The sequence below is a fragment of the Aeromonas simiae genome (genome assembly GCF_000820125.1).
Taxonomy (GTDB): Bacteria; Pseudomonadota; Gammaproteobacteria; order Enterobacterales; family Aeromonadaceae; genus Aeromonas; species Aeromonas simiae.
In genome coordinates this window covers 1-23,135 of the sequence record NZ_CDBY01000056.1, presented here as the reverse complement: position 1 = coordinate 23,135, position 23,135 = coordinate 1, and the positions used below count along the sequence as shown (strand labels likewise).

Sequence of the window (23,135 nt, the reverse complement as noted above, 5' to 3'; positions counted from 1 at the left end):
CCCTAATTGGCCGGAAGAGAGCTCTTCCGGCCATACGACTATTATTCGTAGCTGAAGGTATAAGTCGCTGAGGTCACTACGGAACCTGCCGTCACATCGGCACCGCCGAAGTTGTAGTAGTTCGCATAGTAAGTCAGGTTCTTGCTCTCTCCTTCATTGGCGAAATCACTCTTGGTCAAACCGGTGTCGTAAGCCTTGTTGAAGGGGATCATGGTCGAACCATCAGAGGTCAGAGTAATACCCACGCCACTGGCAGAGCCGGAGTAGTTCTTCAGATACTTCTCGTCATCGGAGACATTCGGGCTGGAGAAGGAGATCTTCAGCGCAGTCGCACCCTCGTTCGTACTGGCACAATCAGAAACCGCCATGGTAAAGGCTTGGCTACCTTCATTCACCAGGCCGACATCGGAACCGACACTGGCGATGGTGATCGGGCTCAGTTGCACGGTAAAATCAGCACCATTGTTGGTGGTGACATTACAGGTGGTATCCGTCACAGAGCCATTGAACGTAATGGTACCGCCCGGAACACCAATTTCAGTCAGCGCATGGGCATTGTTTACCGCAACCAGAGTCAGAGCGGCGATGAGGCTTTTCTTGAACATAACAGCGTCCTAATTTAAGTCTTGTGTCATTGATGCGAGATAGCCTCGAATAACGAGGAGCCATCCATCTCACCACCAGCAACCCGAGTACGGATTGTGTTATGTCATGCCTAGAACGAAACACATAAGCGGGTGGTGGCAGTAACAATATGAAACCATGCAAACGGCATGAATCAAAATAAAAAAACATAAAGCAACATATTTAACATTGACACTTAAAAAACGAGGGTATTTTTATGTATTTTTAAGTTTTTAACTTTATTTATAAGACTCACTTAGTACCCATCACTCACAAAACAATACATTTAAAATAACTCAAATCGATACCTTTAGGCTCCACGAAGGATTTTATTGATAGAATGTAAGATTCCAAAGAGCCTCATGCTCCCCCCCCACCGATGGGGTCACTCATTTTTATTCCTCTGCCGAGGAGATAAAAACACTCAATACACAGCTATAAATATATCACTCATCATGACAAGGCATATATTAAGAGAGAAGAGTACTCACATTGATGACAGAAGCGACATGAACAACTTTATCATGATGATAGGGGTATCCATTACTCGCCACTGCATTCCGTATTCGCTGTTATCGGGAGAGCATCATTACCTCCCCTTTAGTATCCTATTTGTTTACTCTCTCGAAAGAGAGAGATAAACCGTCGTAGCACTGGCCTCAACATTCATCACGTCCATAGAAAAAGACCACAGTAAACAGAGTCGTCACTGAATATATAGTTAAAGCGCCATCTAGCTTGGTGTGCCGGTATCGATGAAAGGCAAGCGGATATAAAAAAAGCACGCCTATATGGCGTGCCCGTTGGATAGAGACATGATATTTGGGTTAACAGAACTGCCCCGCCACCCAGCCCGATGCCCACGCCCACTGGAAGTTGTAGCCACCGAGCCAGCCGGTCACGTCCACCACCTCGCCGACGAAATAGAGTCCGGGTACCTTGCGTGACTCCATGGTCTTGGAGGAGAGCTCGTCGGTGTCGACGCCTCCCAGCGTTACCTCGGCGGTGCGGTACCCTTCGGTTCCATTGGGGCGCACCGTCCAGCGGCCCAGCAGCTCGGCCACGGCGGCCAGCTCGGGGGCGTTGTACTGGCGCAGCGGCTTGTTCGCCAGCAACCCCAACTCCATCAGCTTCTCGACGAAACGCTTGGGCAGCTCGCGTCCCAGCACTGTCTTGAGCTCCTGGGCCGGATAAGCCTTGACCCACTCCTGCAAGGTGGCAGAAATGTCGCGCCCCGGCAGCACATTAATGTAGAGCGCCTGACCGGGCAGCCAGAAGGAGGAGATCTGCAGCATGGCCGGGCCGGAGAGACCGCGGTGGGTAATCAGCATGGCCTCGCGAAACCGGGTGCCGTCCTCGGCGCTCACCTCAACATCCAGGCTGACGCCGGCCAGATCGGCGAACGCCTCCTTGTCGGCCTGATGCAGGGTGAAGGGCACCAGACCGGCGCGAGTCGGCAGCACGGCGAGACCGAACTGCTCCGCCAGCCGGTAACCAAACGGGGTGGCCCCCAGCTTGGGCATGGAGAGACCGCCGGTGGCCACCACCAGCGAGGCACAGCGTACCTCCCCCTGGCTGGTCTCGAGGCGAAACCCCTCCTCTTCCTTATGCACGGCCAGGATCTCAGTGTGGGTCTGCAAGGTCACGCCCGCCCAGTCACACTCGGTGAGCAACAGATCGACGATCTCTTTGGCGCTCTCATCGCAAAAGAGCTGGCCCAGCGCCTTTTCGTGATAGTTAACCCCATGGCGCTCGGCGAGATCGATGAAGTCCTGAGCGGTAAAACGCGCCAAGGCTGACTTGCTGAAGTGGGGGTTAGCGCAGAGATAGGCCTGGTGGCCAGCCTGCACATTGGTGAAGTTGCAGCGCCCGCCGCCACTGATGAGGATCTTGCGCCCCGGCTTCTTGGCGTTATCGAGCACCAGCACCTGCCGGCCACGATAGCCAGCCTGCGCTGCACACATCAGCCCCGAGGCTCCCGCCCCAATCACCACCACATCCACCAGCTTCATCATCACTCACCCATCAAAAGAAAAACGGCCCGCAAGGGGGCCGTCATTGTACTGGCTGGACAAAGTCTGTCCACGTCTCAGGCGTTGCCACTGTCCATGATGCTGGTCGGCGCTGCGCCCTTGGCCAGCTCGGCCAGCTCCTTGTCGATGAAGTAGAGCCCCTTGCCATCCTCACCCACCAGGTTCAGGCGATCGACGATGCTCTTGAACAGCTTCTCCTCTTCATGCTGCTCGGCAACATACCACTGCAAAAAGTTGAAGGTGGAGTAGTCCTGGGTGGAGAAGGCCACATGCGCCAGACCATTGATGCACTTGGTGATGTGATACTCGTGCTCGAGCGTGGCGCGAAAGACGGCGCCGAGGGAGTCAAACTCATGGGGCGGCGCCTCGATGGCTCCCAGCTTGGGCATGGCACCGGTCTCGCTCACATAGGTGAACAGGCGCTCCATGTGCTGGCGCTCTTCCACCGCATGCTGGCGCAGGAAGGAGGCTGCCCCCTCGAACCCCTTGTCTTCGCACCAGGCGCTCATCTGCAGATAGAGGTTGGAGGAGTAAAACTCCAGGTTAATCTGCTCGTTCAGTTTGTCGATCATGGGTTTGGCCAGCATCTCGGTCTCTCCGCTAGTGGAATGTCGTCGATTGTCTCCTCCCCTCAGCAGGGAATCAAGGGAGAGCCCTGCGGTGGGGGGAAGGGGGCGAGCCGTCCCCGATAGCGCCGCCACTTGCCAAAGAGGCAGCGCTATCCACTGAGCGAGCGGCTGGGGCCGCGCGAGCCAGATACAGACGTGGTCTTGCTATCTTATGGGCGCAGCACCGCCAACTCGGCCACCGCCACGGCGGCCCCATAATCCACCCCCTCAAGCCCAAACCCGTTGAGCGCGAAGAAGTCGGCGCGCAGACCGGCAAAGTCCCCGAGGATGTGGAAATTCTCCGGGGTCACCTGGCGCCACAGGGCATCGACCGCCGCCTGCACCGCAGGTGCCAGCTCTCGGTCATCCATCCGGATCAGGCGCTGACCGTCGGCCACCACCCCTTGGGCGCCGAACATCTTCTCGGCAAACAGGCGTCGCATCTGCTCGATGCACCCCTCGTGGCTCCCCTCCTCCTTCATCACCTGCATCAGCACCGCCAGATAGACGGGCAGCACCGGGATGAAGGCGCTCGCCTTGGTCACCAGCGCCTTGCACACCGACACCCAGGCATGACCGCCGATCCCGGCCAGTTGCAGGTTGATGGCCTCGGCCGTGGCGTGCAGGTGCTCCTTGGCATAGCCAATGGTGCCGTCACGATAGAGGGGGTAGGTGGACTCGGGGCCGATGTAGGAGTAGGCCACCGTCTGGGCGCCACGGGCCAGGCAATCCGCCTCGGCCAGAGCCTGCATCCAGAGTTGCCAGTCATCCCCGCCCATCACGCTCACCGTGTCACGGATCTCTTGCTCGCTGGCCGGCGCCAGACTCTGCTCCACCAGCGCGTCGTGCTCGATGTCGTAGCCAAGGCCGGTGAAGGGTTCGCCGGTGGTTTTGAGCGTGGAGCGCACCTGGGTGCCATCGGCAAGGATGCGCAGACCGCTGGCCAGGGAATAGACCACCAGATCCACCTGACCGAGATGCTCGCGGATGGCGGCGATGGCCTGCTGGCGCATGGTGTCGGAGAAGGCATCACCGATGAGGTTCAGGCCAAGGCGCCCCTCTTGTTCGGCCGCCTCACGAAACCAGATGTTGTTGTACCAGCCGGCGCTGCCCACCCCCTTCTCACTGGGGCCACGCTCGAGGGAGATGCCGATGGTGTCGGCACCGGCACCGAAGGTGAGGGCAATACGGGAGGCCAGACCAAAGCCAGAGGAGGCACCGATCACCAGCACCCGGCGCGGCGCATTGAACGCGCCAGCGGCGCGCACCGCTGCAATCTGTTGCTGGACGGCAGCGCGGCAGCCGATGGGGTGGCAATTGCGGGCCACGCAGCCCTGGATCTGGGGTTGGATGATCATGAGAGAGTCCTGCGAAAAAAAGAGGGCGTAGAGCATAGCCGATTGAGCCGGCTGCGCCATTGACCTGCCACAGGAAAAACAAAAGGGAGCAGAATGCTCCCCAAAGCGGTATTCAGATGCTTTTATTGTTTGATGCCCATTGCGGAGCACGGCTGCATGGTATGCCTCCCCCGCAGAGGGAACAAGGGGGTAGCGTGATCCCCCTCAAAGAAATGGATAATGTTTCGCCATCTTGTCGTGAGTCAAGGTCTGGTCATGGTCATGACACGGCAACAGGGGCACAATAAGGTCAAGTTTCAGAAGAGACTGCTTGAGCAGCAAGGAGGGCGCCATGAGCGGAACCTATTACAAACACGTACTGGCGGCGGTCGATCTTGCCGAAGACAACCGCAAAGTGATCGAGAAGGCGGTGGATCGCGCCCGCTCCAACGGCGCCAAGCTGTCGGTTATCTATGTGGACGTCGATCTCAAGGATCTCTACACTGAGATGATCGATATCGACATCGACAACGTGCAGGATCAGGTGATCGCCGAGGCCAAGGAGAAGCTGGAGACCTTCCTCGCCCCCATCGACTTCCCCATCGAGAAGAAGCTGGTGATCTGTGGCGACCTCTGCGAGCGGGTCAATCAGGCGGTGCGCGAGTACCAGGTCGATCTGCTGGTATGCGGCCATCGCCAGACCTTCTGGAGCCTGCTCACCTCGAGCGCGCGTCAGCTGATGAACACGGTGCCGTGCGATCTACTGGTGGTGCCGCTGCCGAAATAGGGGCTTGCCTGCCCCAGCGCACAAGCGTAGTGTCATCATCCATGAACACGACTATTTTCCCCATCACTGCTTGGTGGTGCTGCTTCTAATCAGGCGGCACCCCTTTTCTATTTCTATTTTCCAGCAGAAAAACCCGTGGCCGCCGAGCGGCGAGCCACCTCATGTCTGATCTCGTCTCCCGGCCCCGGTCACCCCAAGGAGCAACGAGATGCAACAAGCTACCATCCTCACCGGCGACCGCCCCACCGGGGCGCTGCACATCGGCCACTATGTCGGCTCACTGCGCCAGCGGGTCGAGGCCCAGCACCACTATCGCCAGTTCGTGATGATCGCCGATCAGCAGGCCCTGACCGACAACGGCCACCAGCCGGAGAAAGTGGCCGGCAACGTACTCGAGGTGATGGCCGACTACTTGGCCGCCGGGCTGGACCCAAGCCTCACCACCTTCTGCCTGCAAAGCGCCCTGCCGGCCCTGCCCGAGCTGACCGCCTACTACCTCAATCTGGTGAGCGTGGCGCGCCTCGAGCGCAACCCGACGGTGAAGGCGGAGATCCAGCAAAAGGGGTTTGCGCGCAGCTTGCCCGCCGGCTTTCTGACCTACCCGGTGAGCCAGGCCGCCGACATCACGGCGTTTCGTGCCAGCCACGTGCCGGTGGGGGAGGATCAGCTGCCGATGCTGGAGCAGACCAACGAGATCGTGCGCCGCTTCAACAGCCTGGTCGGGCAGCCGGTGCTGACCGAATGCCAGCCCATACTCGGCGCCCAGGGGCGGTTACCCGGCATCGACGGCCAGGCCAAGATGTCCAAATCCCTCGGCAATACCATCACCCTCGGCATGGAGGCCGATGCCCTGCGCCAGGCGGTGTTCGCCATGTATACCGACCCCCACCACCTGAGGGTGAGCGATCCGGGGCGGATCGAGGGCAATACCGTCTTCACCTATCTCGATGCCTTCCATCCCGACCCCGCCTTGGTCGCGGATCTCAAGGCCCACTATCAACGGGGTGGCCTCGGCGACACCCGCTGCAAGCAGATCCTCAACGACTGCCTGCAAACGCTGCTGGCGCCGATGCGGGCGCGGCGCCAGGCGGCCCTGGCCGAGCGGGGAGAGCTGCTGGCACTGCTGCGCCGTGGCAGCGAACAGGCCCGCGAGCTGACCGGCAGCGTGCTCGGCGATGTGAAGCGGGCGATGGGGCTCGACTATTTCGGGTGAGACGCCGGGCCGTGGCAGGTACACGGGGTGGGGCCGAAGCGCTCGCGAGCCAGCTCGTGCAGCAGCGCCTTGAACCAGCGGATAGCGCCGTCGTGGTTGGTCAGCTGATGGCCGGCCATAAGGTAGACGATGGGGATCTCCGGGGCCAGTGCATGCATGCGCAGCGGGTAGTAGCGGCAAAAATGGCGACCGATCAGCTCAGGCACCACCACCAGGTAGCGGCCGGTGGCCATCAGTTGCGGCACCGCCATGAAGCTTGGTACCCGCACCCCTAGCTCCCGCTTCACCCCCTGCTCGGCCAGCCAGTGATCCACCATGGCCTGGCTGTGGCCCCAACTGGAGGTGTGGATGTGGGGGCGCGCCACCAGCTCTGACGGGGTCACCCGCTCGGGCAGATCGCTGCCAAGGGGCGACAGGCAGACCAGCGGGTTGCAGAACCACTCCTCCCGCCACAGCCGTGGCGAGAGGTGGTTGGCGCCGGCAAACCCGATCACCAGATCCAGCTCCCCCTTCTCCAGCTCGCGCTCGTAGTCGCTGTCGGCCAGCTCGCACACCTCGAGCCGGCAGTGGGGGGCGCGTTGCCACAAGCGCTCCACCACCCCAGGTAGCAGGCCGTGCTCCACCGAGCCGGGGGCAGCGATGCGAAACACCCGCTGGGCGCTGGCAGGATCAAACGCCTCCGCCTGGCGCAGCCCCTGCTCGAGCAATGCCAGCGCGCTGCGCACCGGGCCGGCCAGCGCCTTGGCGCGCTCGGTCGGCACCATCTCACGGCGGGTCATCACAAACAGGGGATCCCCCAGAGCTTGGCGCAGCCGCCCCAGGGAGTGGCTGACGGTGGACTGGGAGAGGTGCAGCCGCTCGGCGGCGCGAGTGACGTTGCGCTCCTGCATCAGGATGTCAAAGACGGCGAGCAGGTTCAGATCGAGGCGGGCGAGGGAGGTATCCATCGAAATAAGCCATAGATAAATGCTAACAATTCATTTTTGACATACTACCAGATTCCCTAGAATCGGCCCGATATTCATTGGAGACCAATCATGCGCAGTTATCTGCTCCTGCTGGCGATCGGCCTGTTGTGGGGATCCCAGTTCATCTTCATGCATCAGGCGGTGGCCGAGCTGGCCCCCATCCTGGTTGCCGCCGGGCGCGCCCTGTGCGGCACCCTGACCCTGGCGCTGCTGTGCCTGCTGCTCAGACTGAAAAGCGAGCACACGCCGTGGCGCACCTACATGCTGATCGCCCTGCTCGACGCCACCCTCCCCTTCATCATGGTGGCGTGGGGCCAACAGTACGTGGACAGCGCCATCGCCGCCGTGGTGATGGGGTGTATCCCGTTTGTCACCATTCTGATGGCGCCGCTGTTGATCAGTGGTGAACGGATCACCAAGAGCGGGCTCGCCTCGGTGCTGCTCGGCTTCGTCGGGGTGGTGGTGCTGTTCTGGCCCAAGCTCGCCCAGGGGATGAACGCCGGCCTGCTCGGGGCACTCGCCATCCTGTTTGGCGCCAGCTGCTTCGCCGTCGGCCTGCTGATGATCAAGCGCTTCGCCAAGGATCACCCCGTGGTGGTGGCCCGCAACATCCTATGCTGCTCGGCCGTGCAGCTACTCATCGCCACCCCCTTCATGGCCGATCTTGGCCAGCTGCACCTGCCCAGCCATCGGGCCATCGGCGCCGTGGCTCTGCTCGGGATCTTCTGCACCGGCCTGGTCTACTTCCTCTACATGGCCCTGATCCAGAAGGCCGGCCCCACCTTTGCCTCGTTCAGCAACTACCTGGTGCCCCTGTTCGGAGTACTGCTCGGCGCCCTGTTTCTCGGCGAGCAGGTGCAGCAGACCACCGGCTTCGCGCTGGCGCTGATCCTCGGCTCGGTCGCCATGAACCAGTGGGCCCAGCAGCGCCGCGCCCGCCTGGAGGCGCCATGTCAGGTCTCATAACCACGCTGTGTGGCGGCCTGCTGTTGATCGCCGCCCGCCAACATCGGCAACGCCTGCTGGCCCTGGCCGCCCTGGCCATGACCCTGCTCCCTTGGCTGTTTGACGCCAAGCTGCAGGAGATCATGCACTACGCCCTGAGCCGGGTAGCCTGAGCCGCCTCCTTGTGTGCTTGGAGGCCGAGCCTCCACTGTTCTTTTGGGATTGAACCTCCGCTTGTCCCCTCGCCGGTGCCCGTCACCGGCTTTTTTGTTCCCTAGATCCGGTAGCAATAGGCGATACGTTCATTCTTGCGCGGCCCCGTGATGACCCATTCCACATCAAACCCCTGCTCGGTGAGTACCAGCTCGGCCCGGTAGTGATCGGCGCCGCACAGGTGGGGCTCGCGACTCTGCCAGCGGCGGGCCGTGACCGGCACCAGCTCGAACAGCGGCACCGGAGCGCCAAACCTCAGGTGGCACAGCCGGATACCCTGCTCGCCGCGCTGCCAGCCGTAGCGATTGCTCATGGCCAGCCGCTGGCCGTGAGGGGTGGTGTACTGCCCGCTTTCGGCAAAGCTCAGCCCCCCCTCCCAGGGAGTGACCACCACCTGCCCTGCGGCGCGGCCATTCCAGTCGGTGCGCGACCCCTCCCCATTACCTGCCTGGAAGGTAAACGCGGTGATCTGTGACAGCAGATGCCACAGGGAGTGGATCGCGGTCTCACTATCGGTCATCATGGCGCCCGTCCTTTACAACTGAACACTTCTCATCCTCATGAACTATCTCGTCGGCGTGACCCTGCTTTGGGCCTTCTCCTTCAGCCTGATCGGCGTCTATCTGGCCGGTCAGGTGGATGCTTACTTCTCGGTGCTGACCCGCATCATACTGGCCAGCCTGGTGTTTCTGCCCTTTCTGACGTGGCGCGGCCTGCGCCCCGGCTTCATCCTCAGGCTGATGGAGCTGGGGGGCACCCAGCTCGGGCTGATGTACCTCTTCTACTACCACTCCTTCCTGCTGCTCAGCGTGCCCGAGGTGCTCATCTTCACCATCTTCACCCCGCTCTACGTCACCGCCCTCTATGACCTGATGGAGCGTCGCTTCAACCCGCGCTTCCTGTGGGGAGCGCTGCTGGCCGTGGCCGGGGCAGCGGTGATCCGCTTCGACGGCCTGACCGAGAGCTATCTGCTGGGCTTTCTGGTGGTGCAGGGGGCCAACCTCTGCTTCGCCCTCGGCCAGGTGGGATACAAGGTGATGATAGAGCGAGAGGCGGCGCCGCCGGCACAGCATCAGGTGTTCGGCTGGTTCTATCTCGGTGCACTGACGGTGGCGTTGCCCGCCTGGTGGCTGCTCGGCGAGCCGCGCTACCCGAGCACAGGGCTACAGTGGGGCATACTGCTGTGGCTCGGGGTCGGGGCGTCGGGACTGGGTTACTTCATGTGGAATAAGGGGGCGACCCGGGTCAGCAGCGGCGTGCTGGCGATCATGAACAACGCGCTGATCCCGGCCGGCCTGGTCGTCAACCTGCTGCTGTGGAACAAGGAGACCGACCTGACCCGTCTGCTGCTCGGCGGCGCGGTGATGGCGCTCTCCCTGCGCGTCTGCCGGCCCGCTAACCGAGCACCGTATTAAAGGCGCGCCGCGCCTGACCGTGGCAGCTGGCCAGACGCGCCAACAGGTGATCGAGCTGCTCCCCCTCCTGGCGCTGCACCAGACCACAACTCACCGTCACCGGGCGCCCCGGCAGCAGGCTGGCATCGGCGATCTCCATGCGCAGCCGCTCGGCGATCTCCAGCCCGGCCAGCCGGTCGGTCTCGGAGAGCATCAGGATGAAGGAGTCCTCATCCCAGCGGGCGAAGGGATCATCCTTGCGCAGCTCGCGGCGCACCAAGCGGGCCAGCTTGGCCAGCATGGCGTCGCAGTCGGCCTCGCCGAACAGTTGCAGGATCTTGGACTTATGATCGACGGTGAAGCGCAGCAGGCAAAAGGGGAAGGCAGAACCTCGCTGTAGCTGCTCGGCAAGGCGTCGCTCGAAACGCACCCGGCTGTCGAGCCCGGTCAGCGGGTCGGTGGCAAGATCGGGGTCGAGCTGGGAGTGGAACGGCTCGCACAGGCGCACCACACCGAACACCCTGCCGTTGCCTTCACGCTGGGCCCGCTCCTCGACCCGCACATAGTGACCGTCATGGTGCAAAATGCGGTACTCCAGGTGCAAGGTCATGCGCTCACCGCTCAGACAGGCTTGCAGGGCGGCTTGCAGCGTCTGGCCATCGTCCGGGTGAACCCGGCCGTGCCAGTCGAGATCGTCATCCATCTGCTCCAGACCGAGCAGGGCAAGACAGGCGGGATCCCGCTCCAGCCCCGCCTCAGGGCTCCAGCACCAGACGCCGGCCTGCAACAGCGCCAGCGCCTGTCGTGCCCGGGCCTCATCGAGGCGCGATGTAATGGTCATCACAGGAGAACGGAGTGGTTCCATAACCGACCTCGACACTCAGAAGGGACGAACTGCTACCAGTTTTATCACTGCCCGCCACGGCCAGCAACGGGACTCACTCACCCCGGTAACCGGCCATCAGACTCTGCCAGTTGCCCGGCACCCAGTGGAAGCTGGTGTGCAGCACCGACTCCTTGTTAAAAGAGCGCAGCAGCCGCTCCAGATTGGCCTGTTGCCAAGGGCCAGGGCTGCGGATCGCCCCCTTGTCGAAGTCAATCAGCCACACCTTGTCATCGCGATCGATGAGGATGTTGTGACTGTTGAGATCGGCGTGATAGACACCGGCATCGTGGAAGCGGCGGATCACCTGACCGATACGCTGCCAAGTAGCATCAGGCACCGGCCCCTTCTTCAGCAGATCGACCAGATCCTTGGCGCCACGGATCCGCTCCAGCAGGATATCGGCTCGGTAGAAGGGGCCGTTCTTGCTCATGCGAGCGGCGTAAGGCCTGGGGACTGGCAGATCCCGCGCGCACAGCTGCTCAAGCAGGGCAAATTCAGCCATGGCCCGGCTGCCCTCCACCCCCTCGAACCAGAAGCGATCACGTACCAGCTTGCCCACCATGCCACCCCGATAGTAGTGGCGCAGCACCATATGCCGCCCATCGAGCTTGACGAACCAAGTCACTCCGCGGCCGAGGGAGGAGCCGACGACCGCCTTCTGCTCTTGCCACCAATGGGGGTCGAACAGACGGGGATGAGGGTCGGCAAAGGCCTGCTCGGCATACCAGCAGACCTGCTTGTTGTGATTGATGACGTGCATCGCGTTGTTCCGTCAGAAGAATCCGCGCAATTTTACAATCCGCGGGGGAGTTTGCATAATGCCCAGCATCTCATTTCCCCTGATTGCGTCACATCATGCCGCTGTTCCAGACTCCTCCCCGCTCCCTGTGCATCCTGCGCCTCTCCGCTATCGGTGACTGCTGTCATGCCCTGGCGCTGATCAATGCCATCCGCCGCGAATGGCCGGATACCCGTATCACCTGGATTGTGGGTAAGCTGGAGGCCACCCTGTTCGCCGGTTTGCCTGGCGTCGAGATCATCCCCTTCGACAAGGGGCAGGGCTGGCGCGGTTATCGCCAGCTATGGCAACAGCTGGCCGGACGCCGCTTCGATGCCCTGCTGCACCTGCAAGCGGCGCTGCGCGCCAGCATCGCCACCCTCGGCATTCGGGCGGACGTGAAACTCGGCTTCGACCGTGAACGAGCCAACGACGGCCAGTGGCTGTTTACCAACCACCCGGTTCCCTCGCCCGCGTCGCCCCATGTGCTGGATGGCTTTCTCGCCTTCGCCGGCGAGCTGGGAGTGCGGGATCTCACACCGGACTGGCACCTGCCGATCGACCCGCAGGATCGCGCCTGGGCCCGTGAGACGCTGCAAGGCAGACCGACTCTGCTCATCTGCGCCGCCGCCAGCAAGGCCTTCAAGAACTGGACTGCCGAGGGGTATGCCGCCGTTGCCGATCATGCGGCCGAGCGGGGCTTTCAGGTCTTCCTGTGTGGCGGGCCGGCCCAGCTGGAGCGCGATCTGGCCCGAGACATTCAAGCGCATTGCCACACACAACCGGGCAACCTGGTCGGCCAGACCCGATTGCCGCAGCTGCTGGCACTGATCGGCGAAGCCAGCCTGGTGCTGGCTCCCGACACCGGGCCGGCCCACATGGCCACCATCACGGGCACACTGGTGCTCGGTCTCTATGCCCACCACAATCCGGCGCGCACCGGCCCCTACCACTGCCCGGAAGGGGTCGTCAGCGTCTATCAGGCGTGTGTCGAGGCTGAGACCGGCAAGCCGCTGGCCGAACTGGGCTGGCGTACCCGGGTGAAAGATCCCTTGGCGATGCAGCGCATTGAACCCGCGCGGGTGATTGAGGCATTTGACCGTCTGTGCGCTCACCATGGCATCGCCGTTTCGGCCAAACCGAACGAGGTTTCAGAGATAACCTGATGGCCGCGGTGGCGCGAGAGCGGGCACCATAGCGGGTGCGTGATGATACTTCGCGCAGCAAGCACACTCTTTTAGCGGCTGGAGAGATTCCAGCCATTTTTTTATCCCGCCCCTTCTGCTAAGATCACGCCCCCTTTTGCATCCCCGGTTTGCCCTCAGGCAATGAGCCGTCGCCCAGCGGGCAGAGTACGGCCGGGTTTGCTACAACCAGTTCGAGTGCATTCAGGAGCAAGGTGAGCCCATGGCGCAGCAAGGCACCCTCTATATCATCTCCTCCCCCAGTGGGGCGGGTAAGTCCAGCCTGATCAATGCCCTGCTGACCCAGCACAACGCGGCGGGCAAGATGATGGTGTCGGTCTCCCACACCACCCGAGCCCCGCGTCCGGGCGAAGTTGACGGCCAGCATTACCACTTTGTGCCGGTTGAGCAGTTCAAGACCTTGATCGGTAACGGTGATTTTCTGGAGTGGGCCGAGGTGTTCGGCAACTACTACGGCACCTCCCGCGCCGCCATCGAGGCCAGCCTAGCCAAGGGTATCGATGTGTTTCTCGACATCGACTGGCAGGGCGCCCGCCAAATCCGCGAGCAGATGGCGACCAAGTCCATCTTCATCCTGCCGCCGAGCCGCACCGAGCTGGAGCGCCGTCTGATTGGCCGCGGCCAGGACAGCGCTGAGGTCATTGCGGGCCGGATGGCCAAGGCCACCGCCGAAATGGTGCACTACGACGAGTATGACTATGTCATCATCAACGAGGATTTCGAGCACGCCCTATTCCAGCTGCGCGCCATCCTCGAGAGCCAGCGTCTGACGCTGGCCAACCAGCAACTGGCGCAGCAGGACTTGCTGCAACAGCTACTGGCGGAATAAGCTAAAACCAAGTACTATTTTGCGTCATTTTTAAACACTGGAGTCCTGCATGGCACGCGTTACTGTAGAAGATGCTGTAAAACAGGTGGGTAACCGTTTTGACCTGGTGCTGGTCGCCGCGCGCCGCGCCCGCCAGATCGCGGTTCAAGGCAAAGAGCCCCTGGTTGACGAAGAGAACGACAAGCCGACCGTGATTGCCCTGCGTGAGATCGAACAGGGCCTGGTGAACAACCAAGTCATGGACGCTCAGGATCGTTACGAACAGCAGGAGCAGGAAGCCGCCGAACTGGCTGCTGTTGCCGCCATCGCTGAGGGTCGCGGCTAAGTTTCCCCTCCCGGCAAGGGCCCGTCTACGGGCCCTTGCCCATTTACAAGCGATCAAAAACCTCGCACACTCACCCCATTCTCCTTCTCATTTCACGGACATTGCGACACGCTAGCGGGGCCGACTTGTATCTGTTTGAAAGTCTCAAAGAAGTAGCCAGTTCCTATCTGCCTCAGGAGCAGGTCGAGAAACTCAGGCAGGCCTATGTGGTCGCGCGTGATGCGCACCAGGGACAGATGCGTTCCAGTGGCGAGCCCTACATCACCCATCCGGTGGCGGTGGCTCGGATCCTGGCCGACATGCGCCTCGATCATGAGACCCTGATGGCCGCCGTGCTGCACGATGTCATCGAAGACACTCCGGTCACCAAAGAGGATCTCGCCACCCAGTTTGGCGATCCCGTGGCCGAGCTGGTCTCCGGCGTCTCCAAGCTCGATAAGCTCAAATTCCGCGATCGCAAAGAGGCGCAGGCCGAAAACTTCCGCAAGATGGTGATGGCCATGACCCAGGATATCCGGGTCATCCTGATCAAACTCGCCGATCGCACCCACAACATGCGCACCCTGGGCTCCTTGCGCCCGGACAAGCGCCGCCGCATCGCCCGCGAGACGCTCGAAATTTTCGCCCCCATCGCCAACCGCCTCGGCATCCATACCATGAAAAATGAGCTCGAAGAGCTCGGTTTCGAGGCGCTCTATCCGATGCGCTCCCGGGTGTTGCGCGAATCGGTGCGCCGTGCCCGCGGCAACCGGCGCGAAATCATCGAGTCGATCCAAAGCGAGATCGAGGGCCGTCTGCACGAGGCGGGCATCGACTCCCAGGTCAGCGGCCGCGAGAAGAACCTGTTCTCCATCTACAACAAGATGGAGAAAAAAGAGCTGCAGTTTCATGAGGTAATGGATATCTATGCCTTTCGCGTCAAGGTGAAGGACATAGACACCTGTTACCGGGTGCTCGGCCAGATGCACAGCCTCTACAAGCCGCGCCCCGGCCGCTTCAAGGATTACATCGCCATCCCCAAGACCAACGGTTACCAGTCGCTGCACACCTCATTGGTGGGGCCGCACGGGGTGCCGGTCGAGGTGCAGATCCGCACCGAGTTCATGGATCAGATGGCCGACAAGGGGGTCGCCGCCCACTGGGCCTACAAGCAGGATGGCGACAGCTCGGGCACCACGGCCCAGATCCGCGCCCAGCGCTGGATGCAGAGCCTGCTCGAGCTACAACAGAGCGCCGGCAGCTCGTTTGAGTTCATCGAAGGGGTCAAGACCGACCTGTTCCCGGACGAGATCTACGTCTTCACCCCGGAAGGGCGCATCATGGAGCTGCCCGCCGGCGCCACCCCGGTCGATTTTGCCTACACGGTGCACACCGACATCGGTCATGCCTGCGTCGGCGCCCGGGTCGACCGCCACCCCTACCCGCTCAGCAGCCCGCTGCACTCGGGTCAGACTGTGGAGATCATCACCGCCCCCGGCGCCCGCCCCAACGCGGCCTGGCTCAACTTCGTGGTGACCACCAAGGCCCGCTCCAAGATCCGCCAGTTCCTCAAGAACCTGCGCACCGAGGAGTCGGTGGTGCTGGGACGGCGCCTGCTCAACCATGCCCTCGGCGCCAAAAATATCGAGGATATCCCCGAGCCGCGCATCAAGCAGGTGCTGACCGATACCAAGCATGAGAGCCTGCAAGGGCTGCTGGCCGACATTGGCCTTGGCAACGCCATGAGCGTCATGGTGGCGCGCCGCATGCTGGGCGACAGCCTGCCGGCCGAAGAGCCCGCCAAGAGCAGCAACAAGAAGATGCCGATCAAGGGGGCCGACGGCCTGCTGGTCACCTTCGCCAACTGCTGCCGCCCGATCCCGGGCGACGCCATCATTGCCCACGTCAGTCCCGGCAAGGGGCTGGTGATCCACCAGGAGTCCTGCCGCAACATCAAGGGCTACAACAAGGAGCCGGACAAGTACCTGCCGGTTCAGTGGGAAGTGGACAAGGAGCAGGAGCAGGAGTTCAAGACCGGCGTCATCATCGAGATCGTCAACCATCAGGGGGCGCTGGCCGAGCTGGCCAACGTCATCGCCGCCACCGGCGCCAACATCCACGGTATCAGTACCGAGGAGAAAGACGGCCGGGTCTATCAGGTCAGCCTGCTCATTACCACCAAGAGCCGCATCCACCTTGCCAACATCATGCGCAAGATCCGCGTCATGCCCGATGTGTTGCGGGTCAGCCGGCAAAAGAACTAACCGGACGGGCGGCGCAAGCCGCCCGCCGCTTTATCGCAGAGAAACATCATGACTCCCGAACGCTTCAAGCGCATCACCGACATGCTGGCCATGCGCCAGACCGATCTCACCGTCTGCATGGAAGAGGTGCACAAGCCCCACAATCTGGCCGCCATCGTGCGCACTGCCGATGCGGTCGGCGTGCACAGGGTACATGCGGTGTGGCCGCGCAAGCGTATCGCCAAGCGCAAGGGCACCGCCCGTGGCAGCCAGAACTGGGTCGAGGTGAAGCTGCATCAGGATATTCAAGAAGCGGTGGCCGAGCTGAAGGCCTCCGGCATGCAGATCCTGGCGACCCACCTCTCCGACAGCTCGGTCGATTTTCGCGCCATCGACTACACCAAGCCGACCGCCATCCTGCTCGGTCAGGAGAAGTTCGGCATCAGTGAAGAGGCGCTGGCACTGGCCGATCACCATATCGTGGTGCCCATGGTCGGCATGGTACAGTCCCTCAATGTCTCGGTGGCCGCCGCCGCCATCCTCTACGAGGCGCAGCGCCAGCGCGAGCTGGCCGGTTGCTACACCCGTGGTTGCCCGCTGCCCCCCGAAGAGCAGAACGCCATCCTGTTCGAAGGGGGACACCCCATCTTCGCCAGGATCTGCAAGCAAAAAGAGCTACCCTACCCTCAGCTCGACGCCGCCGGTGAGATCATCGCCGATGAGGCGTGGTGGCAGAAGGTGCAGATGTCCCGCAGCAGCTGGGCACATCTGGATGATGACGAGGACGACCTGCCGGAGGCGTGATCCCCGGCCCTGCTGGAGAGCCATGATGAGAATCTGCTGGCTGCTTGTGTTTACCCTGTTGACCCCCGGAGTGTTTGCCGTGACCGTACCACTCAGCACCGAAGCACGTCTTGAGGCGCTGCACCGCGAAGCGCTGCCCGCCTTCTGGCAGGAGCATGCCGTCGAGGGGGAGTTTGCCGGCAAGGGAGGCGTCCCCATCCGCTACGCCGCCCTGCGCCACCCAGGCAGCGAGCGCGCCATCATGGTGGTCAACGGCCGGGTCGAGAGTTACCTCAAATATCAGGAGCTGGCCTGGGATCTGTGGCACCAGGGCTACAGCCTCTATCTCATCGATCACCGTGGGCAGGGCCGCTCCGGCCGCCTGCTGAGCGATCCGCAGAAGGGCTATGTCGAGCACTTCGAAGATTATGTGGACGATCTCAAGACCTTCCACGATCAGATAGTGCTGGCGGACAAGCCGGCCAGCGTCTTCATCTTGGCTCACTCCATGGGCGGCGCCATCTCAGCGCGCTACCTCGAGCGCTGGCCTGCGGATATCCGGGCCGCCGTGCTCTCCTCGCCCATGCTGGGCATTAACCTCGGCGGCCTGCCGGCCTGGCTGGCCAAGGCGCTGGCTACGGGGATCGACACGGTCGGCAGCTGGTTTGGCGAGCCCCCCTATGGGCCTGGACAGGGCAGCTATGAAGATCACGGCTTTGCCGACAACGAGCTGACCCACAGCCCGCTGCGCTACCGGCTGTTTCGCGAGCAGTATGAACGCACCCCAGAGGTGAAGCTGGGGGGCGCCACCGCCCACTGGATCCGCGAGGGGATCCAGGCGGGTGAACAGGCCATCCAGGGCGCCGGCAAGATCCACACCCCGCTGCTGCTGTTGCAGGCGGGTGAGGACAGTGTGGTGGATAATGCCGCCCAAGACGCCTTCTGTCGGGCCGCCCCTTGCGAAGGGGGAAAGCCACTGCGCATCGAGGGCGCCTGGCATGAGCTGCTCATCGAGAGCGATGAAAAGCGCCAGCAGGCGCTGGCCGCCACCCTCGATTTCCTGCGCCGCTACTGAGCCGGCATACACAATGAAAAACGGGCCCCATGGGGCCCGTTTTTGTTATCAGCCGAGCTCCTCGAGAGCCGGTTTTTCGTATTCACCGAGGCAGGCGGTCATCTCGGCCCCGAGCAGCACCACCAACCAGCTCAGATAGACCCAGACAAACAGGATAGGCACCATGGCCAGCGCGCCATAGATGGCCTGGTAAGAGGGGAAATTGGTGATGTAGATGGCAAAGCCGCGCTTGGCCAGCTCGAACAGTACGGCGGCCACCACGGCACCGATCAGGGCGTGGGTCAGCCGCACCTTACAGGTGGGCACCACTGTGTAGACCAGCAGGAAGGCAAACACCGAAAGCAGGAACGGCAGGCCGCGCAGCAGCCAGTAGCCGAGCCCGAACAGCTGATCGGCCGAGAACAGCCGCAGCGAGACGATATAGGAACTCACCGCTATGCTGGCGCCGATGAGCACGGGCCCCAGGGTCAGGATCATCCAGTACATGGCAAACGCCTGGCCGAGCGGGCGCCCCTGCTTGGTACGCCAGATGTAGTTGAGGTTCTTGTCGATGGCCGAGATCAGCATCAGGGCGACAAACACCAGGGCGCCGATCCCCACCGCCGTGGTATTGGTCGCATTGGCAACGAAGCCGTTGATGTACTCCTGCAACATCTCACCGGCCGTGGGCACAAAGTTGTGATAGACGAACTGCTCGAGCGCCTGGCGCAGCCCCTCAAACACCGGGAAAGCCGACATCATGCCGAACACCACGGCGATCATGGGCACCAGGGAGAGCAGGGTGACATAGGCGAGATAACCGGCAGTGACGGTCAGGCGATCTTGCTGGAAGCGGCACCAGACGAATTCGGCGAAATGGCGGCCATCCCGGCGCAGGAAGTGGAAAGCACCGACCAGGCCGGCACGCATGCGAGTGAGCATGAGTCTTCTCTCTGACGTTATGACTGAAGCGGTATTGTGTCAGAGCCGCCGGTGAGGCGCAAAAAAGAAGGGGGCTCAAAAGCCCCCTTCTCTGGTGTTTCGCGCGGAATTAATCCTCGCTGCGTCCACGGCTGGCGCGCTTACGATCCAGCTCGGTCAGCAGCTTCTTACGCACCCGGATGCTCTTCGGGGTCACTTCAACCAGCTCGTCATCATCAATGAACTCGAGCGCCTGCTCCAGGGTCATCTTGATCGGGGTGGTCAGCACGATGGCCTCATCGGTGCCGGAGGCACGCATGTTGGTCAGTTGCTTGCCCTTCAGGCAGTTGACGGTCAGGTCGTTGGAGCGGGTGTGGATACCGATCACCTGGCCTTCGTACACCTCGGTAGCGTGACCGATCATCAGACGGCCGCGCTCTTGCAGGTTGAACAGGGCGAAGCCCAGCGCCTTACCGGTGGCGTTGGAGATCAGCACGCCGTTCTGACGCTGGCCGATGCTGCCACCACGGTACTCACCGTAGTGATCGAAGGAGTGGTAGAGCAGACCGGTACCGGAGGTCAGGGTCATGAACTCGGTCTGGAAACCGATCAGGCCACGCGCCGGGATGACGTAGTCGAGACGTACGCGACCCTTGCCATCCGGCACCATGTCACGCAGCTCGGCTTTACGCTCACCCAGCTTCTCCATCACGGAGCCCTGGTTCTGCTCTTCGATGTCGACGGTCAGGGTCTCGATAGGTTCCATCTTGACGCCGTTCTCTTCGCGCAGGATCACTTCCGGACGGGACACCGCCAGCTCGTAACCTTCGCGGCGCATGTTTTCAATCAGGATGCCCAGGTGCAGCTCACCACGACCGGAGACACGGAACTTGTCCGGATCCTCGGTATCTTCCACGCGCAGTGCCACGTTGTGCACCAGCTCTTGGTCGAGACGGTCACGGATGTTACGGGAGGTGACAAACTTACCCTCCTTGCCGGCGAACGGGGAGGTGTTGACCTGGAAGGTCATGGTCACGGTCGGCTCGTCCACGGTCAGCGGCGTCATGGCCTCGACAGCGGCGTTGGAGCAGATGGTGTCGGAGATCTTCAGCTCGCCAAGACCGGTGATGGCGATGATGTCGCCGGCCTGCGCGCTCTGCACTTCGGTACGTTGCAGGCCGAGGTAACCCAGCACCTGACCCACCTTGCCGGTACGGGTCTTGCCGTCGCGAGCAACGATGGTGACCTGCATGTTCGGCTTGACGCTGCCGCGATTGATGCGGCCGATACCGATAACACCCACGTAGGAGTTGTAATCCAGCTGGGAGATCTGCATCTGGAACTCGCCTTCCGGATCGGCATCCGGCGGGGAGACGTGCTCAACGATGGCCTGGAACAGCGGGGTCATGTCGTCGGCCAGGGCATCCGGCTCCAGACCGGCGATGCCGTTCAGGGCAGAGGCGTAGACGATCGGGAAGTCCAGCTGCTCATCGGTGGCACCCAGGTTGTCGAACAGGTCGAATACCTGATCGATAACCCAGTCCGGACGGGCGCCCGGACGGTCAACCTTGTTGACCACGACGATCGGCTTGAGACCGTGGGCAAACGCCTTCTGGGTCACGAAGCGGGTCTGCGGCATCGGGCCGTCAACGGCATCGACCAGCAGAACCACGGAGTCAACCATGGAGAGCACACGCTCTACTTCACCGCCGAAGTCGGCGTGACCCGGGGTGTCGACGATGTTGATCCGGTAATCGTTCCAGCGAATCGCGGTATTCTTGGCGAGAATAGTGATGCCACGTTCGCGTTCCAGATCGTTGGAGTCCATCACGCGTTCTTGACCTTCACTGCCGCGGTCCAGGGTGCCGGACTGCTGCAGCAGTTTGTCAACCAGGGTTGTTTTGCCGTGGTCAACGTGCGCAATAATCGCAATATTGCGGAGTTTTTCTAACATTCTCGCCTCAATCACCGGGTAAAATTGGGCGCTAATTGTACTCTTGAGTTTGTGATCTTCCTAGCAGAATCGCAGCGCTCCGAAAAGACGTCACCAGATACCGAAAGATAGGTATTTATGGGCTAGTGTTGCATTTGTCATCTAATGCACCATGATAGAGCACCATAATGATCCAATTACGCACCAAGATCGTGCAAGCTGCTTCATTTTGCCCTGTCAACGCGCACACTGCCCCGTGATGAGGCAATAAAATCAAGGCTTCACAAACTTGGCACGATACTCGCTTAGTTAGAATCGGACACGCACTACACCCGCTAGAGTTTTAAACACCGGAGGTTACTCAAGATGTCAGCCCAGAACGTTTTGGCCCTGATTAAGGAACACGAAGTCAAGTTTGTTGACCTGCGCTTTACCGACACCAAGGGTAAGGAGCAACACGTCTCTATTCCTTCCCACCAGGTCGACGAAGACTTCTTCGAAGATGGCAAGATGTTCGATGGCTCCTCCATCGGCGGCTGGAAGGGCATCAACGAGTCTGACATGGTGCTGATGCCGGATCCCGCCACCGCCAAGCTGGACCCCTTCACCGAAGAGACCACCCTGAACATCGTCTGTGACGTGCTCGAGCCGGCCACCATGCAAGGCTACGACCGTGACCCGCGCTCCATCGCCAAGCGCGCCGAAGATTTCCTGAAGTCCAGCGGCATCGCTGACACCGTGCTGTTCGGGCCGGAGCCGGAATTCTTCATGTTCGACAACATCACCTTCTCGACCACCATGGGTCACACCTTCGTGAAGATCGAATCCGAAGAGGCCGCATGGAACTCCGGTACCGAGTACGAGCACGGCAACAAGGGTCACCGTCCGTTCGTCAAGGGGGGTTACTTCCCGGTTGCGCCGGTTGACTCCTCCCAGGACATCCGTGCCGCCATGTGCCTGATCCTGGAAGAGATGGGCCAGGTTGTTGAAGCCCACCACCACGAAGTGGCCACTGCCGGTCAGAACGAGATCGCCACCCGCTTCAACACCCTGACCTCCAAGGCTGACGAAGTACAGGTACTGAAGTACGTGATCCACAACGTGGCTCACGCCTACAACAAGACCGTGACCTTCATGCCCAAGCCCATGTTTGGTGACAACGGCTCCGGCATGCACTGCCACCAGTCCCTGGCCAAGGACGGGGTCAACCTGTTCGCCGGTGACCTGTACGGCGGTCTGTCCGAGATGGCACTGCACTACATCGGCGGTATCATCAAGCACGCCAAGGCACTGAACGCCTTCACCAACCCGGCTACCAACTCCTACAAGCGTCTGGTTCCCGGCTACGAGGCTCCGGTCATGCTGGCCTACTCCGCCCGCAACCGCTCCGCTTCCATCCGTATCCCCATCGTGCCGAGCCCGAAGGGTCGTCGTATCGAAGTCCGCTTCCCGGATCCGTGCGCCAACCCGTACCTGGCCTTTGCAGCCCAGCTGATGGCCGGTCTGGACGGCATCATCAACAAGATCCATCCGGGCGATGCCATGGATAAGAACCTGTACGATCTGCCGGCTGAAGAAGCGGCCGAGATCCCGACCGTTGCCGGCTCTCTGGACGAAGCCCTGGCCTCTCTGGATGCCGATCGCGAGTTCCTGACCCGTGGCGGCGTGTTCAGCAATGACTTCATCAACGCCTACCTGGAGCTCAAGCAGGCCGACGTGGATCGCGTGCGCATGACCCCGCACCCGGTCGAGTTCGAGCTGTACTACTCCCTGTAAGCCGGCTCTGCCGTGTAAAACCCGCCCTCGAGGCGGGTTTTTTATTGCCGCTCTGTTAGGCTTTCTGGCAGGAAAGAGGAGGCGGGTATCATGAGAAAAGGACTCTGGCTGGTTTTTCTGACCAGCCCACTGCTGGCGGCCGAACCGGTCTATCACTGGGTGGATCGTCACGGCGTCAGCCACTACAGCGATACCCCGCAACCGGCGGCAACCCGCATCGACTTGGCCGAGCCCCCCCTGCTCGGCACAGGCCCCATGGCGGTGCAGACATCGGCCGCCTCGAAGGCGGCCCCCACCCTTC

At 61.6% G+C, this 23,135-nt stretch carries 23 protein-coding genes; 13 read left to right on the top strand and 10 right to left on the bottom strand.

The window, feature by feature from the left end; translation table 11 throughout:
* Positions 1 to 41 precede the first annotated feature (41 nt).
* From BN1134_RS10995 to fabV, 4 genes are all read right to left on the bottom strand, one after another.
* Positions 42 to 605, bottom strand: a complete 564-nt coding sequence (locus tag BN1134_RS10995; RefSeq protein ID WP_042047243.1) for a fimbrial protein — start codon at positions 603 to 605, stop codon at positions 42 to 44.
* An 846-nt stretch (positions 606 to 1,451) separates the two neighbouring features.
* The gene (locus BN1134_RS10990; RefSeq protein ID WP_042047270.1) at positions 1,452 to 2,636 is read right to left on the bottom strand and encodes a BaiN/RdsA family NAD(P)/FAD-dependent oxidoreductase; all 1,185 of its coding nucleotides are present in this window, start codon (positions 2,634 to 2,636) and stop codon (positions 1,452 to 1,454) included.
* A 77-nt stretch (positions 2,637 to 2,713) separates the two neighbouring features.
* Positions 2,714 to 3,244, bottom strand: coding sequence for a non-heme ferritin (gene ftnA, locus BN1134_RS10985; RefSeq protein ID WP_042047241.1), 531 nt, complete (start codon positions 3,242 to 3,244; stop codon positions 2,714 to 2,716).
* 191 nt (positions 3,245 to 3,435) lie between these two features.
* Complete coding sequence (fabV, locus tag BN1134_RS10980; RefSeq protein WP_042047269.1) at positions 3,436 to 4,623, bottom strand: enoyl-ACP reductase FabV; 1,188 nt, start codon at positions 4,621 to 4,623, stop codon at positions 3,436 to 3,438.
* A 331-nt stretch (positions 4,624 to 4,954) separates the two neighbouring features.
* On the opposite strand from fabV, the gene BN1134_RS10975 reads away from it, so the two are divergent.
* Entirely contained in the window at positions 4,955 to 5,389 is a 435-nt protein-coding gene (locus tag BN1134_RS10975; protein WP_042047240.1) for a universal stress protein, read from the top strand.
* Positions 5,390 to 5,597: 208 nt separating this feature from the next.
* The gene (gene trpS / locus BN1134_RS10970) at positions 5,598 to 6,602 is read left to right on the top strand and encodes a tryptophan--tRNA ligase (RefSeq protein ID WP_042047239.1); all 1,005 of its coding nucleotides are present in this window, start codon (positions 5,598 to 5,600) and stop codon (positions 6,600 to 6,602) included.
* Here trpS and BN1134_RS10965 read toward each other — a convergent pair.
* Positions 6,590 to 7,549 carry a LysR family transcriptional regulator gene (locus tag BN1134_RS10965; RefSeq protein ID WP_042047237.1) on the bottom strand — a complete coding sequence of 320 codons (960 nt, stop codon included), beginning with the start codon at positions 7,547 to 7,549 and terminating at the stop codon, positions 6,590 to 6,592. The two genes, trpS and BN1134_RS10965, sit on opposite strands and share 13 nt — an antisense overlap.
* A 90-nt stretch (positions 7,550 to 7,639) precedes the next feature.
* On the opposite strand from BN1134_RS10965, the gene BN1134_RS10960 reads away from it, so the two are divergent.
* Both BN1134_RS10960 and BN1134_RS20025 read left to right on the top strand, forming a co-directional pair.
* Positions 7,640 to 8,536 (top strand): DMT family transporter, encoded by an 897-nt coding sequence (locus tag BN1134_RS10960; RefSeq protein ID WP_042047236.1) that lies wholly within the window; start codon positions 7,640 to 7,642, stop codon positions 8,534 to 8,536.
* Positions 8,521 to 8,688 carry a hypothetical protein gene (locus BN1134_RS20025; protein ID WP_198133171.1) on the top strand — a complete coding sequence of 56 codons (168 nt, stop codon included), beginning with the start codon at positions 8,521 to 8,523 and terminating at the stop codon, positions 8,686 to 8,688. The genes BN1134_RS10960 and BN1134_RS20025 overlap by 16 nt, the downstream gene beginning before the upstream one ends.
* Positions 8,689 to 8,789: 101 nt before the next feature.
* On the opposite strand, the gene BN1134_RS10955 is transcribed toward BN1134_RS20025, so the two are convergent.
* Positions 8,790 to 9,251 carry a DUF6314 family protein gene (locus BN1134_RS10955; RefSeq protein WP_415857803.1) on the bottom strand — a complete coding sequence of 154 codons (462 nt, stop codon included), beginning with the start codon at positions 9,249 to 9,251 and terminating at the stop codon, positions 8,790 to 8,792.
* Between the two features lie 37 nt (positions 9,252 to 9,288).
* Between BN1134_RS10955 and BN1134_RS10950 the strand changes: the two genes are divergently transcribed.
* On the top strand, positions 9,289 to 10,143 hold the full coding sequence (locus tag BN1134_RS10950) for a carboxylate/amino acid/amine transporter (RefSeq protein ID WP_042047235.1): 855 nt from the start codon (positions 9,289 to 9,291) through the stop codon (positions 10,141 to 10,143).
* Here the strand turns inward: BN1134_RS10950 and BN1134_RS10945 are convergent.
* Together BN1134_RS10945 and BN1134_RS10940 are read right to left on the bottom strand one after the other, a co-directional pair.
* Positions 10,124 to 10,987 carry a sensor domain-containing diguanylate cyclase gene (locus BN1134_RS10945; protein ID WP_042047234.1) on the bottom strand — a complete coding sequence of 288 codons (864 nt, stop codon included), beginning with the start codon at positions 10,985 to 10,987 and terminating at the stop codon, positions 10,124 to 10,126. The genes BN1134_RS10950 and BN1134_RS10945 overlap by 20 nt on opposite strands.
* A gap of 73 nt (positions 10,988 to 11,060) precedes the next feature.
* Positions 11,061 to 11,768, bottom strand: a complete 708-nt coding sequence (locus BN1134_RS10940; protein WP_042047233.1) for a 3-deoxy-D-manno-octulosonic acid kinase — start codon at positions 11,766 to 11,768, stop codon at positions 11,061 to 11,063.
* A gap of 83 nt (positions 11,769 to 11,851) precedes the next feature.
* Between BN1134_RS10940 and BN1134_RS10935 the strand changes: the two genes are divergently transcribed.
* The 6 genes from BN1134_RS10935 (at position 11,852) to BN1134_RS10910 (ending at position 18,225) form a co-directional block, all read left to right on the top strand.
* On the top strand, positions 11,852 to 12,952 hold the full coding sequence (locus BN1134_RS10935) for a glycosyltransferase family 9 protein (RefSeq protein ID WP_084214785.1): 1,101 nt from the start codon (positions 11,852 to 11,854) through the stop codon (positions 12,950 to 12,952).
* A 241-nt stretch (positions 12,953 to 13,193) separates the two neighbouring features.
* Positions 13,194 to 13,820 (top strand): guanylate kinase, encoded by a 627-nt coding sequence (gene gmk / locus BN1134_RS10930; RefSeq protein WP_042047231.1) that lies wholly within the window; start codon positions 13,194 to 13,196, stop codon positions 13,818 to 13,820.
* A gap of 49 nt (positions 13,821 to 13,869) precedes the next feature.
* Positions 13,870 to 14,145, top strand: a complete 276-nt coding sequence (gene rpoZ, locus BN1134_RS10925) for a DNA-directed RNA polymerase subunit omega (protein ID WP_005356265.1) — start codon at positions 13,870 to 13,872, stop codon at positions 14,143 to 14,145.
* Positions 14,146 to 14,270: 125 nt separating this feature from the next.
* Complete coding sequence (spoT, locus tag BN1134_RS10920) at positions 14,271 to 16,388, top strand: bifunctional GTP diphosphokinase/guanosine-3',5'-bis pyrophosphate 3'-pyrophosphohydrolase (RefSeq protein ID WP_042047230.1); 2,118 nt, start codon at positions 14,271 to 14,273, stop codon at positions 16,386 to 16,388.
* A 48-nt stretch (positions 16,389 to 16,436) separates the two neighbouring features.
* Positions 16,437 to 17,171, top strand: a complete 735-nt coding sequence (gene trmH / locus BN1134_RS10915; protein WP_042047229.1) for a tRNA (guanosine(18)-2'-O)-methyltransferase TrmH — start codon at positions 16,437 to 16,439, stop codon at positions 17,169 to 17,171.
* Between the two features lie 25 nt (positions 17,172 to 17,196).
* Positions 17,197 to 18,225, top strand: a complete 1,029-nt coding sequence (locus BN1134_RS10910; protein ID WP_042047228.1) for an alpha/beta fold hydrolase — start codon at positions 17,197 to 17,199, stop codon at positions 18,223 to 18,225.
* Positions 18,226 to 18,273: 48 nt separating this feature from the next.
* Here BN1134_RS10910 and BN1134_RS10905 read toward each other — a convergent pair whose 3' ends face one another.
* Positions 18,274 to 19,146 carry a virulence factor BrkB family protein gene (locus BN1134_RS10905; RefSeq protein WP_042047227.1) on the bottom strand — a complete coding sequence of 291 codons (873 nt, stop codon included), beginning with the start codon at positions 19,144 to 19,146 and terminating at the stop codon, positions 18,274 to 18,276.
* Between the two features lie 109 nt (positions 19,147 to 19,255).
* A complete protein-coding gene (typA, locus tag BN1134_RS10900) occupies positions 19,256 to 21,079 on the bottom strand; it encodes a translational GTPase TypA (protein ID WP_042047225.1) in 1,824 nt (607 codons plus the stop codon).
* Positions 21,080 to 21,424: 345 nt separating this feature from the next.
* On the opposite strand from typA, the gene glnA reads away from it, so the two are divergent.
* Positions 21,425 to 22,834, top strand: coding sequence for a glutamate--ammonia ligase (glnA, locus tag BN1134_RS10895; RefSeq protein WP_042047224.1), 1,410 nt, complete (start codon positions 21,425 to 21,427; stop codon positions 22,832 to 22,834).
* Between the two features lie 90 nt (positions 22,835 to 22,924).
* Positions 22,925 to 23,135, top strand: a 211-nt coding sequence (locus BN1134_RS10890; protein ID WP_042047222.1) for a DUF4124 domain-containing protein, incomplete at its 3' end; no start/stop codon positions are given.

What these genes read in the sequence shown, in the direction of transcription:
- trmH (WP_042047229.1), top strand. Translation starts at nt 16,437, where the DNA reads ATGACTCCCGAACGCTTCAAGCGCATCACCGACATGCTGGCCATGCGC.
- BN1134_RS10945 (WP_042047234.1), bottom strand. Translation starts at nt 10,987, where the DNA reads ATGGAACCACTCCGTTCTCCTGTGATGACCATTACATCGCGCCTCGAT.
- trpS (WP_042047239.1), top strand. Translation starts at nt 5,598, where the DNA reads ATGCAACAAGCTACCATCCTCACCGGCGACCGCCCCACCGGGGCGCTG.
- glnA (WP_042047224.1), top strand. Translation starts at nt 21,425, where the DNA reads ATGTCAGCCCAGAACGTTTTGGCCCTGATTAAGGAACACGAAGTCAAG.
- BN1134_RS10990 (WP_042047270.1), bottom strand. Translation starts at nt 2,636, where the DNA reads ATGAAGCTGGTGGATGTGGTGGTGATTGGGGCGGGAGCCTCGGGGCTG.
- typA (WP_042047225.1), bottom strand. Translation starts at nt 21,079, where the DNA reads ATGTTAGAAAAACTCCGCAATATTGCGATTATTGCGCACGTTGACCAC.
- BN1134_RS10995 (WP_042047243.1), bottom strand. Translation starts at nt 605, where the DNA reads ATGTTCAAGAAAAGCCTCATCGCCGCTCTGACTCTGGTTGCGGTAAAC.
- BN1134_RS10955 (WP_415857803.1), bottom strand. Translation starts at nt 9,251, where the DNA reads ATGATGACCGATAGTGAGACCGCGATCCACTCCCTGTGGCATCTGCTG.
- BN1134_RS10965 (WP_042047237.1), bottom strand. Translation starts at nt 7,549, where the DNA reads ATGGATACCTCCCTCGCCCGCCTCGATCTGAACCTGCTCGCCGTCTTT.
- gmk (WP_042047231.1), top strand. Translation starts at nt 13,194, where the DNA reads ATGGCGCAGCAAGGCACCCTCTATATCATCTCCTCCCCCAGTGGGGCG.
- rpoZ (WP_005356265.1), top strand. Translation starts at nt 13,870, where the DNA reads ATGGCACGCGTTACTGTAGAAGATGCTGTAAAACAGGTGGGTAACCGT.
- BN1134_RS10975 (WP_042047240.1), top strand. Translation starts at nt 4,955, where the DNA reads ATGAGCGGAACCTATTACAAACACGTACTGGCGGCGGTCGATCTTGCC.
- BN1134_RS10905 (WP_042047227.1), bottom strand. Translation starts at nt 19,146, where the DNA reads ATGCTCACTCGCATGCGTGCCGGCCTGGTCGGTGCTTTCCACTTCCTG.
- BN1134_RS20025 (WP_198133171.1), top strand. Translation starts at nt 8,521, where the DNA reads ATGTCAGGTCTCATAACCACGCTGTGTGGCGGCCTGCTGTTGATCGCC.
- BN1134_RS10940 (WP_042047233.1), bottom strand. Translation starts at nt 11,768, where the DNA reads ATGCACGTCATCAATCACAACAAGCAGGTCTGCTGGTATGCCGAGCAG.
- fabV (WP_042047269.1), bottom strand. Translation starts at nt 4,623, where the DNA reads ATGATCATCCAACCCCAGATCCAGGGCTGCGTGGCCCGCAATTGCCAC.
- ftnA (WP_042047241.1), bottom strand. Translation starts at nt 3,244, where the DNA reads ATGCTGGCCAAACCCATGATCGACAAACTGAACGAGCAGATTAACCTG.
- BN1134_RS10910 (WP_042047228.1), top strand. Translation starts at nt 17,197, where the DNA reads ATGAGAATCTGCTGGCTGCTTGTGTTTACCCTGTTGACCCCCGGAGTG.
- BN1134_RS10960 (WP_042047236.1), top strand. Translation starts at nt 7,640, where the DNA reads ATGCGCAGTTATCTGCTCCTGCTGGCGATCGGCCTGTTGTGGGGATCC.
- BN1134_RS10950 (WP_042047235.1), top strand. Translation starts at nt 9,289, where the DNA reads ATGAACTATCTCGTCGGCGTGACCCTGCTTTGGGCCTTCTCCTTCAGC.